This is a genomic window from Dyadobacter koreensis (assembly GCF_900108855.1).
Lineage (GTDB): Bacteria > Bacteroidota > Bacteroidia > Cytophagales > Spirosomataceae > Dyadobacter > Dyadobacter koreensis.
In genome coordinates, this window is sequence record NZ_FNXY01000001.1 from 471402 (window position 1) to 487077 (window position 15676).

General features: G+C 37.6%; 11 protein-coding genes. 8 read left to right on the forward strand and 3 right to left on the reverse strand.

What is annotated here, in order from left to right:
* Window positions 1-36: 36 nt before the first annotated feature.
* From BMY70_RS01955 to BMY70_RS01970, 3 genes are all read right to left on the reverse strand, one after another.
* Window positions 37-978 carry a GDP-L-fucose synthase family protein gene (locus BMY70_RS01955; protein WP_090331410.1) on the reverse strand — a complete coding sequence of 314 codons (942 nt, stop codon included), beginning with the start codon at window positions 976-978 and terminating at the stop codon, window positions 37-39.
* A 102-nt stretch (window positions 979-1080) separates the two neighbouring features.
* Entirely contained in the window at window positions 1081-2082 is a 1002-nt protein-coding gene (locus tag BMY70_RS01960) for a mannose-1-phosphate guanylyltransferase (protein ID WP_090331412.1), read from the reverse strand.
* Between the two features lie 2140 nt (window positions 2083-4222).
* Complete coding sequence (locus BMY70_RS01970; protein ID WP_090331416.1) at window positions 4223-4417, reverse strand: hypothetical protein; 195 nt, start codon at window positions 4415-4417, stop codon at window positions 4223-4225.
* 669 nt (window positions 4418-5086) lie between these two features.
* On the opposite strand from BMY70_RS01970, the gene BMY70_RS01980 reads away from it, so the two are divergent.
* From BMY70_RS01980 to BMY70_RS02015, 8 genes are all read left to right on the forward strand, one after another.
* Entirely contained in the window at window positions 5087-5821 is a 735-nt protein-coding gene (locus BMY70_RS01980; protein WP_090332577.1) for a tyrosine-protein phosphatase, read from the forward strand.
* 224 nt (window positions 5822-6045) lie between these two features.
* Complete coding sequence (locus BMY70_RS01985) at window positions 6046-6861, forward strand: polysaccharide biosynthesis/export family protein (RefSeq protein ID WP_090331420.1); 816 nt, start codon at window positions 6046-6048, stop codon at window positions 6859-6861.
* Window positions 6862-6907: 46 nt separating this feature from the next.
* Window positions 6908-9292: a GumC family protein gene (locus BMY70_RS31520; RefSeq protein ID WP_090331423.1), complete on the forward strand. Its 2385-nt coding sequence runs from the start codon at window positions 6908-6910 to the stop codon at window positions 9290-9292.
* Window positions 9293-9604: 312 nt separating this feature from the next.
* The gene (locus tag BMY70_RS01995; protein ID WP_090331425.1) at window positions 9605-10927 is read left to right on the forward strand and encodes a UDP-glucose dehydrogenase family protein; all 1323 of its coding nucleotides are present in this window, start codon (window positions 9605-9607) and stop codon (window positions 10925-10927) included.
* A 16-nt stretch (window positions 10928-10943) separates the two neighbouring features.
* Window positions 10944-11945 (forward strand): mannose-1-phosphate guanylyltransferase, encoded by a 1002-nt coding sequence (locus BMY70_RS02000; RefSeq protein ID WP_090331427.1) that lies wholly within the window; start codon window positions 10944-10946, stop codon window positions 11943-11945.
* Window positions 11946-12041: 96 nt separating this feature from the next.
* Window positions 12042-13442 (forward strand): lipopolysaccharide biosynthesis protein, encoded by a 1401-nt coding sequence (locus BMY70_RS02005; RefSeq protein WP_090331429.1) that lies wholly within the window; start codon window positions 12042-12044, stop codon window positions 13440-13442.
* A gap of 11 nt (window positions 13443-13453) precedes the next feature.
* Entirely contained in the window at window positions 13454-14422 is a 969-nt protein-coding gene (locus BMY70_RS02010) for a polysaccharide pyruvyl transferase family protein (protein ID WP_090331431.1), read from the forward strand.
* 25 nt (window positions 14423-14447) lie between these two features.
* Window positions 14448-15446, forward strand: a complete 999-nt coding sequence (locus tag BMY70_RS02015; RefSeq protein ID WP_090331433.1) for a glycosyltransferase — start codon at window positions 14448-14450, stop codon at window positions 15444-15446.
* Window positions 15447-15676: the final 230 nt, after the last annotated feature.

Genomic DNA, 15676 nt, shown 5'->3' on the forward strand with positions numbered 1-15676 from the left:
GCATTTGACGGAAAGCGTGGTAGATATGAGGTTTAACTAAACTGTGTAAATTTCCTGATTTTTGAGAAAGTCCTGGTAAGCCAGCGCGATGCCTTCCGGCAGCTCGACGGTATGTTTCCAACCCAAACCGTGCAGTTTGGAAACGTCCATGAGTTTTCTTGGTGTTCCGTCAGGCTTAGTGGTATCCCATTTAATTTCCCCTTCAAAACCCGTTGTTTTGCCAACCAGCTCTGTAAGTTCTTTAATGGACAGATCTTCGCCCGTTCCGATATTAACCAGCTCGCGTCCATTGTAAGTTTCCATCAAAAACAGACAGGCTTCGGCCAGATCGTCAGCGAAAAGAAACTCACGCATCGGCGAACCTGTGCCCCAGGCCTGCACAAAAGGTTTGTTCTCTTCTTTGGCTTCATGAAACTTACGGATCAGCGCAGGAAGCACGTGTGATTTGTTCAGGTCATAGTTATCGCCATAACCATACAAATTCGTGGGCATAACGCTGATGAAATTACTTCCGTACTGGTCGTGATAGGCTTCACAAAGTTTGATACCGGCAATTTTTGCAATCGCATAAGGTTCATTGGTCTCTTCAAGAAGTCCTGTCAGAAGATAATCCTCTCGCAGCGGCTGCGGGGCCATCTTCGGATAGATACACGAAGAGCCCAGGAACATCAGCTTTTTCACACTGTTCAAATGCGCAGAGTGGACCACATTGGCTTCCATCATCAAGTTGTCATACAAAAACTCGCCACGGTAAGTGTTGTTCGCCAGAATTCCGCCCACTTTGGCAGCGGCCAGAAACACATACTCCGGCTTCTCTTCAACAAAAAAATCAGCTACAGCCTGTTGGTTGCGAAGATCCAATTCGGAAGAAGTGCGGGTAACAATATTTTCAAAGCCCCTTCTCGCCAGCCCTCTGGCAATTGCTGAGCCCACCATGCCGCGGTGCCCGGCAATGTATATCTTTGAATTCTTTTCCATTTAAACTTCGGCTTTTTGCCCGTAGTAAAATTTTAGGTGATAAGTTGAACGATTTAATGTCTGACTGCCGATCGTACGACGGACCGCGCCGGCAGCGGATGTCTACCTCACCAATGCAGGAATCTCCTTTTCCAGCCGCTCGTAGATTTTCTTGACATCCTGGGAGTTACTTTTATCAAGAACAAGGATCGCATCCGGTGTTTCGACCAGCATCAGATTGCTTACACCTAAAAACTCTACGTGTTTGGTTGAACCAACTACGCAATTGTTTTGCTTGAAGCGGTGTACCTCTCCCTGCTGTTCCCAGTGCTCCCAGATCGATTCGAACGAGCCCAGATCTGACCAGCCAAAGGTTGCCTGAACCACTTTGATCCTGGAAGACCTTTCCATTACCGCATAATCTACGCTGACCGAAGGAATCTGCATTGTCTCGGTTTCAGGAAGAAAAGCGCCATTACGAGCTTCCCAGGTATTCAGAGATGTCTCATAGATTTCCGGTTCAAATCCTTTTAGTTCCTCCAGATAAACGCCTGCCTGAAAACAGAACATACCGCTATTCCAAAGAAAATTCCCCTGCTCGATAAAAAGTTCTGCTGTCGAAAGATTAGGCTTTTCCCGGAAAGATATCACTTCATTTCCTTTATATTCTATGTAACCATAGCCTGTTTCAGGCTTGGATGGGATGATGCCGAACGTTACGACATAGCCTCTCTGCGCTAGCGAAACAGCTTCGTTGATTGCATTGGCATAAGCCTCCTCATTAGTAATAATATGGTCCGATGGAGTAACCAGAATTACATCGTCCGGATTTAGGTCAAACGCTGCAAAAGCGATGGCGGCAGCCGTATTTCTCGGCGCGGCTTCGATAATTTCTGAATACCTGTGCACACCTGCGCGAATGAGATCTGCCTGAGATAACAGGTAATTATCCTTGTTACCGACAACGACAGCACTATCAACAAAATCCTTGTTGCGTTCGGCTGTCAGCTGAAACAACGATTTGTCGCCAAACATCGGAATGTACTGTTTTGGCATCGATTTTCTGGATACCGGCCACAGCCGACTGCCCACTCCTCCTGATAAAATCACATGTAGAATTGCCATACTTACTTGTTATGGTTGGGTTAAATTGATCTGTTGTTATAGTTACGCTTAATCTTATTACCACTCATATATTGGTCCATCAAAAGGATTAACTAAACGCCCCAAACTCACTCGTCACTCACGAAAACGAAAGAATTTTTTTAAAGCAATTTTTACTATAATTCATATTTAGCCAATTATCGCTTAATCACTACCGCTCCTAACATTTTTAAAGATAAAATTAATTCTACAATAATATGGGGTTATTTAACTCGTGACTATTTTAATATACTGCCTTAACTGTCAGAAGTTTAAATATATTTTGTCAGTTTTCATAATAAGTAATGACAATTTTATTATTCGGTAAACTTAAAATTTTAATAAAACTTAAACTATCTCTATCCATTAAAAGCCGGAATCTATCAGTTCATTGTAACAAAAAACAAATACCTGTATTACCGATGTTTCGATAAAAAACATGGTCTTAGATCCTAATAAAACGTTATTTTCGATATCCCGAAGTAGAATTAGCAAATCACGAAAACTTAACGGGCTGGTATTGGAAGACTCGGCGAGACTCGAATATTCATTAATTTGTTTCACTTTGCTTATTGAGTCAACAGAAAAGAAATCTCGAAATTGAAGAAATAAATATTAAAATAATTCAATTAAAAAATTTCTAGGTCTTGTGATTATGATGACAAGGAAGCTAAATAAAAAACAAAAAACTACGGTGTAAAATAAATATGTAGAAGCGCATTTATGTCAACAATTCAGATGTAACTATTTATTAAGCATAAGAATGTTTACTAGAAGGAAGTCGTAAACATTGGAGGTAAAAACGGCAGGGTATTAATCATTCCCTTTTAACGAATTAAAGTTACGCTTCTTTATAATCGAAAAGCTCCCGAATTTTAAATATGTTTTTAATCTTGTACCGATAAGTGCCTGTATTTAAAAACTGACCATGATAAAAGCCAATCACAGTCGCTCCTGGCATCAGAAGCATTAAAATCCAATTTTCTAAGAACCCCTTCGCGCATCGGTCATATATAATCTTTCACGCACCAGGTTCACACAGGTAGTGCCGAAGATAAAATATACGTCATTATCATGATCGTAGATAAGTGAAAAAACCTCCGTTGTATAAATTGGACAAGGTTTGGCAGTAACCAACAACTTGCCTGTCCACCTTCAAACCTGATCTATTGCCTTCACCTGAAGAGTATGTTGCATAGTTTCGGATTGACTTCCCCTTGTCCGCGGACAAGTTGAACACATTAGGTTGCCAGGCGGCGACATTATATACTCGTAATTTCCCTTCAACTCAACTTCGCTAATTAAAGAAATGCTATCTCCATGCGTCATAAATAAATCCTCCATTAGAGCCAGATACATTTAATCGACTTTCCATTCGATTGTTACCAGACTATCACAGCCCGCTACCAAAGGTCTGGATCTGACATATGTTCCAGAATTTTATATAAGGTTTCCCCAACTGCAAAACTATCTCCATCATAGATTGTTAAACTCTGACTGAATTTTAGTCGTGGATTGACGGTACGTTTAAGGTAAACCTTGCTGCCCCATATTTAACCTCTGCTATTTTGCGGTGAAGATCCGAGACGTTTTAACGAGGTATCACTCACAAAAATACCCTCTCCTTTACAGAAAGAGGTTACTAGTGTCGTGTTGGTTTGGTGAAAGGCGATTTTTATAATCCATTCGCAGTACACGAGACTCGCTAAGACTTGCCAAAGGGCTCAATTTCACATAGTATTTATTACCGCAGCATGGTCATTACTTTAATCTGTTGGGTGGTTACTCCCGTGCTCCGGAGATATTTGCCAAAACCAGAAGGCGCGATCAATGTCATGAAACCACTTCTTCAGGACATTTAAATGTCAGTTTTACTTCGAATTTCCGACAATGGGCATCAAAATAGAATATCCGATATGCCTTCCTTTCTTACAAACATGGGCTATAACTTCTACTGTTATAGCTTATCCGACGTGGCCCCGAAATGCCATCGCTCCTGTAGCGCAGTTTCTAAACTAAAATTCATCCTGGCTTTGGAAGCCACCCACGGTGTTGGTAGCTTCCAGTTGAATATCTAATGCTACAAGCAATCGCATTACCCCGCGCATCTTAAATATTTATATTAAACTTGGCCTATGGTAGGGAGCGTGATCATTGCTAGGACTTCCAGAATGATCGCAAACTTATACTGGAACAACGTGTTATGCGTCCCTTCAATAAAACTGGTCTTGGCTCCATCAAAATGTCCGCCCTGAGTTGTCTGCCCGAGATGAAGGGAATAATAACTTCTTGGGGCGACAATAGGAAACTGTGCCATTGTAATCCTAGGAAAATATCCGTTAGTGAGTTTTGTTACCAAATGACCATTTGCGTATATCCCCGGAGTTGTATTTGTGTACACAATCGAAGCCACTACATTCTCAACTGTACCGGTTGGTAACACGCAACCCGAGATTGTTCACCTGCTCGAAACCTATGTTGCTACAATCCACAGTTTGTCCGAACAATGATACAGAAAGCAAAAAAAGAACCCACACCAGAAATAGAATTTTTCACAGAAATACAAAGTAGGGAAACCAGATATATCGTGAATATATGGTATATACTTGCTTTCCGTGGCACTAGATCGGCTTATGGAACAATTTTTGGCTTTCTGCTAGGAAATTCCGAATTTTTAAATGGATTTATCAGCTTAACAAAAAAAATTCAATTCGATTTGTAAAATTCAAGCTACGTACCTGGAAAACTTTATTGACAACTCTGCTACAAAAATTGTATAGTGCACAAAATAAAAGGAATACTTCAATAGAAAATGATTATTTATGAAATTTGTATTATTATTGAATAATTCCAAGCAATATTCTGTGAACTATCATCTTTTTTACATTAAATTTGCTCTACCCTTTAATACACAATATTCCTGAAATAAGTACCCGAACCGTGACCAACCATGGTAAAGCTTTTTTTGGGGCACTTAGTAAAATATATGCTCAACTGGTTATTCGATAAGAAGAAAAAGGACATAAGTTTGGAAAGAATTGGGATGGATATCCACTCTCATGTAATTCCTGGCATCGATGATGGTGTAGAGACAGTCGAAGAGTCAGTACTTATGATTCAAAAAATGCAGGAATTGGGATACTCGCGTATCTTCACTACTCCCCACGTCATGTGGGACTGTTATAGAAACTCTCCTGAAATCATTTTAGATGGTCTTAAAGACGTTAGGCTTGCTTGTAAAAAAGCAGGATTGACAATTGAGGTCAATGCGGCAGCTGAATATTTTATCGACGAGCATTTTGTTGAGATACTAACAACCGGTCAGCAATTTTTAACTTTACCGGGAAACCGGTTACTGGTAGAGCTTCCCTACTCTACTCCTCTAATGAACACGTCAGAGACGCTCTTCAAGATTATCGAGAAAGGATATCAACCTGTTTTGGCACACCCGGAGCGATACACTTATTTTTACTCGGATCCTTCGGTTTATAGGAAATTAAGTGACCAGGGGTGCGAACTTCAAGTAAACATATTATCCTTGGGTGGCTACTACGGTGATAATGTTCATAAAATGGCGGAATGGCTTTTAAAAAATGGATTAATCACATTTTTAGGCACGGACGCACATCGCATGCAGCATCTGGACTTAATTGCTAAAGGTGACAAGGCGCAATGGCTCACAAAATACCCCTTTCAAAACGAAAAACTTCTGAATCAATAAGTTATCATTTTAGAATTTATTCTACATTTGTGTTAGAAATTTTTGATTTTAAATTGTAGAAATGAAAATAACTTTATATAACTTTGTCGGGATTATTAGATTATACTAATAGTGCAATTTTAATCACCTGTAAAAACCCCTTTTATCAAAATTCGTTTTGCTTGTGTAATTATTTAAAATATAATCATTTAATAGTTATCAAACAACCATTCTAATCTCAACTTATGAAGAATACGCATTCCAAGTTAACCCGATACAGCATTTACTTAGTACTACTTTACATAGTCGTATGGGGTGGAACAACTTCTTGTGTCTCACCAAAATCAATTGTATATTTTCAAGGAGATACTTTGAAGAATTCTTCTTCGCCCATCACACAAGGCTATATTCCGAAAATTCAAACTAATGACCTCTTGTCTATCGTCGTGGGAAGTTTAAATCCAGAGGCAAACCAAATATTTAATGTTGCCAACGAATTTACGACTTTTACAAGTAATTATAGTAGTACAGGGCAAGCAAGAGCACAACCTCTAGGATATTTGGTGGATTCTCAGGGAAGCGTTGAATTACCATTAATTGGAAGAGTTAAAATTGAAGGTTTGCAAACACAAGTGGCCGCGGATACCATACGTAAACGTCTGGCTTTATACCTCAAGGAACCAACTGTTGTTGTTAGAAATTTAAATTTTAAAGTTTCTGTGTTGGGCGAGGTTGCAAGGCCTGCGATTTACGTTATCCCAGATGAAAAAATTTCTTTGCCCGAGGTTCTTAGTTTGGCGGGTGATTTAACTATTTATGGTAAGCGTAATAATATCATGATAATTCGTGAAGAAAACGGCAACAGAAACTATGCTCGCATTGACTTAACCTCAAGAGATATTTTCAACTCTCCATACTACTACCTTCATAAGAATGATGTAGTTTATATTGAGCCAATAAAAGCAAAGATGTCTTCTACCGATAGGACGCTCCAATTAACACCTCTAATAGTTAGTATAGTTACCGCAGTAACGCTAGTGTTTTACAGAGTATTACGATAGGCTTTAAATATCAACTCACTATTAGGATATATCCAACTCATTTTATATGAACAATAGCAAACAAATTGATACTTCATTGGATTATATGATTAATGAAGAGCCAGAATTTAATTTAAAGACTGTCATTAGCCGCTATCTTGGTTATTGGTATTTGTTCCCAATCTTTATTATTCTTGCTTTAACAAGTGCATTTTTTTATCTTCAGATCTCTCAACCTGTCTACAGCGCAAAGACTAGTATTTTAATTAAAGATGAGAAAAAAGGTCTTGGTGGAGCGCAGGGTGACATGCTCTCCGAACTTAGTAACCAATTTGGAGGAAATAAATTGGTTGAAAACGAATTGGAGATCTTGAAATCCCAGACAATAATGGAGCAGATTGTAAAAGATTTAAATTTGGATGTAGCGTACACTACTAAGGATGGCCTCAAAACAATAAACCTCTATTCAATATGTCCAATAATTGTTAAACCCGAGATCATTACTGAAAGGGGGCTTGAAGAACCGCTTGTAATACATCTGGAAGACAGTACGCACTTTAGGTTTAATGACGAGGATAAAGTCCATACTTTTGGTAAGAGATTTAATAACGCCTGGGGAGCATTTGTCGTATCGAAAGGTAAGGACTCTCCATACGAAGATATAACCATCACGTTCACTGACGTAAAAAAACTCGCTGAGATGATGCTTGGGCGATTAACAGTTGAACAACCTAACATAAAAAGTACAGTCATTGAGCTAACTTACGAAGATGTATCTATCCAAAGAGGTAAAGATGTACTAAACAAGCTGTTAGATGTGTATGTACAGTCATCTTTAAATGACAAGAACAGCGAAGCAAGCAATACTTTGAAGTTTATAGAAACGCGTCTAGGATTAATAACAGGAGAACTAGGTGACGTCGAAAAAGATGTGGAATCGTACAAAACTTCCAAGGGTATAACGGACATTAGCGCCGAATCTCAATTGTTTTTAGAAAACATAAAGGAAAACGATTCGAAGCTTAATGAAGTCAATACTCAAATCAGTATTCTTGAAAGCGTAGACACTTACATAAAAAATGCTGGCGATGGAGCCGTCGCTCCTGCGACTTACATGATTAATGATCCGGTCCTTGTGTCACTTTTGACAAAGTTTAACGAACTTGAACTCCAGAGAGAACGGTATGCACGAACAACCACAGCCAATAACCCATTGCTAGAGACTATCAACACTCAGTTGGAGGGCACTAGGCAAGCAATCCGTGAAAATGTCCAAAATCTTCGCCGAGGAATGGATGTCACAAAGCAAAATCTTCAAGGTATCAATACCAGATTCTCTGCCGGTCTTCGCAGTATTCCCCAGAAGGAACGAGAATTTGTTGGAATTAAAAGACAGCAAAGCATCAAAGAGGGCTTATATCTTTATTTGCTTCAAAAAAGAGAAGAAACTGCATTAATGTATGCATCTACGGTGACTGACAGCAGATTAATTGACGCACCAATTTCTTCTTTTGATCCAGTGAAGCCTAAAAAAGCTTTGATTTGGCTTGGCTCAGGTGCTGCGGGAGTGATTATTCCATTACTACTGATTAACCTTTTATTCCTGTTGAATAATACAGTTCAAAACAAGGAGGATATTGAGAGAACTTCGCACGTATCGATTATAGGTGAAATTGGACAAATGAAAACTATAAAAGGTGCTCCCGGCGAAGATGCAATAATCAAGATGACTAGTAGAAGTGCTGTTGCTGAACAATTTCGAGCACTTAGGACAAATCTTCAGTATTTGGGTGATGGTACATGTAGAGTATTAATGTTTACTTCGTCGATCGGTGGGGAAGGCAAAAGTTTCGTAAGTATTAATCTCGCAGCAAGTCTAGCGTATTCAGATAAAAAAGTATTATTGATAGGACTGGATCTTCGGAAACCCACATTACACGAAAGACTTCAAGTTCCAAATCAATATGGAGTTTCCAACTGCTTGATTGGACAAGGGAGATCTAAGGATTACATTCAAACTACAATTGTCCATCCGAAATTTGATGTTTTGACTAGCGGTCCCATTCCTCCCAATCCTTCAGAGCTTCTTAGTAATGGAAGACTACAAAGCCTCTTAGCTGACTTAAGGCAAGAGTATGACTATATTCTTATTGACTCGCCTCCATATGGACTAGTAACCGACTCTTCATTAATTTCCGAATATGTTGATGCAACACTTTATTTGGTGCGTTACGATTATACCTTAATGGATCATCTTAAGAGGATTGGTGAATTACATCGCGCTCGGAGATTCGCAAATTTATCGATTATTTTCAACGGCGTTGGCTACGGAGCAGGATATGGATATGGATATGGATACGGAGGATATGGATATGGATATTACGGAGATGAAAAAGAAACAAAAATCCATACGCTAGGTTATCGGTTAAAAAAGATGGTTGGGAAAGTTTAAAAAATAAAAGGATATAAAGCCTAATTTGACTTTAAACAAGATAGAAACATGTTCATTAGCGGGCTTGCTTGTATCCAAACAATGCTAACACATTGTTATTCAGACATTGGATTTAATAGCTACAATCTTCTAAAGATTCATTTAATGGTATTATTTTCAAAATACAAAAATACACTTTGGGTTTATAACAAAGTATTATCGTTTACTCAACGTTTATAAAAATTTTAAACTCTAACCTTTACTCTCTTTATCTGGTATAGGATCATCAATTTTTATTTTTTATCGAGCTCTCTAAATATTTAATCTAGACTTATGAAAATAGCGATTATCGGAACAGGATATGTGGGACTTGTAACTGGGACGTGCTTTGCTGAAACTGGCAACGAAGTGATTTGTGTTGATATCGATTCTGCAAAAGTCAGCCGAATGCAAAATGGAGAAATTCCTATTTACGAACCAGGTTTGAAAGTTCTGTTCGACAGAAATATAGAAGAGGGAAGACTCAAGTTCACCACAAGTTTGAAAGAAGGTATTAAGGATGCAGAAATAATCTTTCTCGCCTTGCCTACTCCTCCTGGAGAAGACGGCTCTGCCGATCTAAAATATATTCTCGGTGTAGCTCAGGATTTAGGCCCCATTTTAGAAAACTATGTTGTTATTGTAGACAAAAGCACAGTGCCGGTAGGAACCGCTGAGAAAGTGCGACTCGCAATTCAGAAAAATACAACGGTTCAATTTGATGTCGTTTCAAACCCAGAATTTTTGAGAGAAGGAGTCGCAGTTGACGATTTTATGAAGCCTGAACGGGTTGTTGTTGGAACAACATCTGAAAGAGCTAAAAGAGTAATTGAGAATTTATATGCACCTTTGGTCCGTCAGGGAAATCCGGTAATCTTCATGGATGAAAGATCTGCTGAAATGACAAAGTATGCTGCTAATTCGTTTCTTGCCATGAAGATCACATTCATGAATGAAATTGCAAATTTGTGTGAAAAAGTGGGAGCTAATGTCGATGATATTAGGAAAGGTATTGGAACGGATAGTCGCATTGGAAAAAGGTTTTTATTCGCGGGTATAGGTTACGGTGGGAGTTGCTTTCCAAAGGACGTACAGGCTCTGGCAAAAACAGCGGATGATTATGGCTATGATTTTAAAACATTAAAATCTATAATGGCAGTGAATGGTGTACAGAAAACAAAATTAATTCCTATTCTTGAAGATTATTTTAATGGTGAACTTGAAGGCAAAACCATTGCGGTATGGGGATTAGCGTTCAAGCCTTATACTGACGACATAAGAGACGCACCAGCCTTGGAAAATATTCGCAAACTTATTTCAGCAGGCGCGAACGTAACTGTGTATGATCCTGAAGCTATGGAAAATGTCAAGCGCATCTTTCCGCAAATCACGTACTGCCACACCGCTTATGCTGCACTTGATGAAGCCGATGCTTTAATGATATTTACGGAATGGCCGCAATTCCGAACTCCCGATTTTGAAAAAATGAGCCGTCTTCTGAAAGAAAAAGTGATTTTTGATGGTAGAAACCTTTACGAACTCAATCTAATGCGTGAGCAGGGTTTCAACTACTTCAGCATTGGTCGAGATTCAGTACATTTCACCGAATTTGCGTAAGTAAATTTAAACTGCAATGGCAACTATAAACGTGATATTATCGGGTGGCGTTGGCAGCCGCCTCTGGCCAGTATCCAGAAAATCGATGCCTAAGCAGTACATTCCCATGTTTAGCGATAAATCCTTGTTTCAGTTGACGGCTGAACGCAACAAGAGTCTTGTAAACGCGGCAGTTGTGGTAGGAAATAAAGACAATTATCTTCTTTCCCAGGCAGATATGATCAGGTCCGGCGTGCACATGTATTCCGAAATTATTGAGGCGGCGCCAAGGAACACTGCGGCAGCCATTGCTTTTGCAGCTTTTGACTTGAATCTCGACGATGTAATTCTTGTTACTCCGTCCGACCATATTATCACCAATGAGGAGGCTTATGCCAAAGCGGTCAAGGAAGCTGTTTCGCTGGCATATAAAGGTTATGTCGTAACGTTCGGCATCACGCCATACAAGCCTGAAACTGGCTATGGTTACATAGAATATAAAGGAAATGAAGTGATATCTTTCCGGGAAAAGCCTAATCTTTCGACAGCAGAACTCTTTATCGAGCAGGGAAATTTTCTTTGGAACAGCGGTATGTTCTGTTTTCAGGCAGGTGTATATCTGGAAGAGCTAAAAGGATTTGAACCGGAAATTTATGAGACTTCCTTAAAAACCTGGGAAGCTCGTAATGGCGCGTTTCTTCCTGAAACCGAGACAATGCAGATTCCTTCGGTCAGCGTAGATTATGCGGTGATGGAAAGATCTTCCAGGATCAAAGTGGTTCAGTCAACCTTTGGCTGGTCAGATCTGGGCTCGTTCGAATCGATCTGGGAGCACTGGGAACAGCAGGGTGAAGCACACCGCTTCAAGCAAAACAACTGCGTAGTTGGTTCGACGAAGCATGTTGAATTCTTGGGCGTCAGTAATCTGATGCTCATTGAGAGTAGCGATGCTATCTTGATTCTAGAGAAGAGCAATTCCCAAGATGTTAAAAAAATATTTCATCGTTTGGAGAAGGAGAACCCTGATTTAGTTAATTAATAAATATCTATTATTTACCAAACTTGTTCAGAGTGGAGCTAATGTCAGTGTAACCGCTTGGATAATTTAGTTAGCGATAACTTAAAATGATTTAAAATGAATTCAGGAGTAAGTTTATACAAGAATACCCTAATATACTCTGTTGGCACATTTGGTTCTAAACTGATTTCATTTTTGATTGTGCCGCTTTATTCGTTTTACCTAACCAAAGCACAACTAGGCTACTATGATTTAGTATTAACAACAATAAGTCTAGCAGTCCCTTTTATAACAGTTCAGATAGCGGATGCAGCTTATCGATGGTTACTTGAAGATCCTGAAGGAAATAGAATTAAGCAGACGGAAATCATTACAACAGGCTCAATTATTCTATTATTTAGCTACTTTATATTTTCAATTTTATTTGCAATAATTTCATTGCTAATTGAAACGGAGTATAAGCTTTTATTTTTTATAATATTAATTGTATCGTCCACATTACCTTATCTACAGCGAATTATACGGGGTTTAGGGCATACTCAACTGTATGCCATAGTTGGAATTTTGGCCCCTATTCTTTTACTGGTTTTCAGTTCACTATTCCTTTATTTTTCCAAAGACAAACTATTTGGCCTGCTCGTTGCATTGGTAGCATCCAATTCTCTTGTTATTCTAGTAATCTTGCTCAAATCTCGAGTTTATAAATTTTATGAATTAAGATCTTTTAACATCGCAACCGCTAAAGAATTATTATCATATTCGTTACCCTTAATTCCAAACGCAATAAGTTGGTGGATGATAAATGCAGCGAATAGGTACATTATTTTAAGCTATCTTGGAGCGGACTTTAATGGCGTGTTTGCCATTTCTAATAAGTTTCCGTCAATAATATTAATTATAAATAGTGTTTTTATGCTTGCCTGGCAAGATCATATTTTAAACGACACACAAAATAAACAGGACTACACCAGATATTTTAAAACATTCATGACCTTGCAATTATCAATAGTTTTATTTCTGGTTGCAATCTCAAAATATTTGGTTAAGTATCTTGTAGATCCTAAGTTTTTTGACTCGTGGCAATATATGCCTTTTTTAATGCTGGGCGTTGCGTTTTCGTCATTTTCAGCATTTTTAGGTAGCGGATATATAAAACTTAAGGATACCAAAGGATTATTTGTAACCACTATCGTCGGCGGAATAGTTAACATCGTCACGACTATTTTGTTAATCCAAAAAATAGGATTGTTCGCTCCTGCACTTGGCACTTTAATTGGCTTTGCTGTCCTCTGGATAATAAGAATTAATCACACAAATTCATTATTCAACATCGAGATTGATAAAACTTTGCTTGCAGTATTACTGGTATTTATCTTTATATCAATGTATCTGGTATTCATTAATGTTGGACTTGTTGATTATTCGTTGATAGCAATATCGCTTTTACTAACGTTTTTTTTCAACAAAGATTTGTTTGAAAAATTGTTTAACAAAATTACCAAATTAGTCCTCAAATAAAATCTTACATAATGGGAAATTTTCAAAAACTCAGCGTACTGAAAAATAAAGTTTATGATGCTCTAGACCCTTTAATAACTCAAGATTATGTTTTACTAGATATTCCAGATCACAAGAACATAGGCGATAATTTGATTTGGGCTGGCGAGCTTAAATATCTTTCAAGGCTAAAATATAGAATGTTATATTCTTCAAATTTATATCTCACGGATTTTAGCAAAATACCTAATAATTGTACAATACTGTTAAATGGAGGTGGTAATTTTGGAGACCTTTGGAGGGTTGTCCAGAATTTCAGAAATAAGGTAATTCAAAACTTCCCTAACAACAAGATTGTAATCTTCCCAGTATCCGTACATTATGAGGACATTAACAATTTAAAAAAAGACGCAGAAATTTTTAATTCTCATAGGGACATTTCAATCTGCGTTAGAGACATAAGATCTTATGATTTACTTAAAAAAAACTTTAACAGTAAGATCTTTTTAATACCAGATATGGCCTTTTGCCTTGATTTTAATGATGCAGTTTCCCTTCAAAAAACAAATAAAACATTGCTTCTCCTCAGAAAGGATAAAGAAGCAAATCCAGAGATAGAAGAAATTATTAGACATAACCTCAATGGTAGAAGTTATCAAACCGCTGACTGGCCAACATTTTCGGACCGCGTCCCATTGACGGAAAAGTTCATGAAAGTTTTTGATAAAAAAATTGCAAAGCACTTGATTAAAGTGCCCCTTTTAGGAAGCCTTATTGATCCCAAGCATGGAATAAAAAACAAAAACTCCATGGATAATTATATAAGAATTGGAGTGGATTTCATTAATGAGTTTGATGAGATTTACTCAACAAGGCTCCATGTCTTTATTTTATCAGTCCTGCTCAATAAAAAGGTTTACATAATAGACAATTCTTATGGAAAAAATAGTAATTTCTACAAGACTTGGATGTATGACTTCGAAAATGTCGAATTATTATAGTTATAAAGAATTAAATATCTGAGAAATGTCTCTTGTTAGCGTTTTAATGCCAATATATAATCAAGAAAATTATATTCGTGAGAGCTTAGAAAGTCTTCTTTCTCAAACCATGACCGACTTAGAAATTGTAGTGATAAATGATGGTTCAACGGATAGCTCACTTGACATTATAAATAGTTATGGTGACAAACGTATCAAAGTTTATTCTAATGAAGGAAACAAGGGGTTAATCTATTCTCTGAACCGTGGTATTGAGCTTTGCCAAGACTCAAAATATATAGCTCGTTTAGATGGAGATGACATAGCGTTACCGGACCGTCTGCAAAAGCAAGTGAATATTCTTAACGCGAATTCAGAAGTTGGATTATTAGGCGGTTCATCAATAGTATTCGGCGACAATGTAAAAACTAGAATTAGTTCACGTCCAATAGAAAACCGCGATATTATCACCAGCTTTATTGCGATGAATTCTTTTTCTCACCCAACTATGCTGATAAGAACTGAAATACTTCTTAAAAGTGGCAAACGTTATAGTACTGATTTCCCTAAATATGAGGATTACGGTTTGTGGATTGATCTAATAGGTACATGTGAATTCAAAAATATTTCAGATGTTCTAATCCGATACAGAAGACATGCAAACAACATTACCAAGTCTTATAAAGAAGATATTTCTAAAAACTTTCATGTTTTCAATCGATTACTTGCTTTGTACATTGATAAAATCGAATGCGATTTAACACAGGACGAGAAATATATAATTTCTGTGATCACTAGTAAATCCAGAGCAAGATATGATGAAAATGTTTCTATTGATCACATTCGTTCTGTAATCAATAGCTACTGTTTGAAAATTAAGAAAACAAATATGAATGCTTCCCTTGCCAAAGAATTGCTTTTAGGAAAGGCGATAATGTATTTAAGAGAAACAAATAGGAATGTTGACATGATTAAGCTTATAGGAAATCCATCGTACTATGGAATAATTGCAAATGCGATTAGACATATTTACCAATGGAGATGAAATATCAACAAAATATTATGACAATTAAATTTCAATGACGCTTATAACGAATAATGTTTAATCAGCGTAAAACAAACATAAAAATTTTATGGATTTAGTACTTTCTCTCGTACTCATAATTATCACCTTCGTCAACTTGATGAGACAGAGGGAAAATATAATTCCGTATATAATTGTCTACAACGTCGTTTTCGACGTATTCAACTATACATTTGACTCCACTTCGGGTA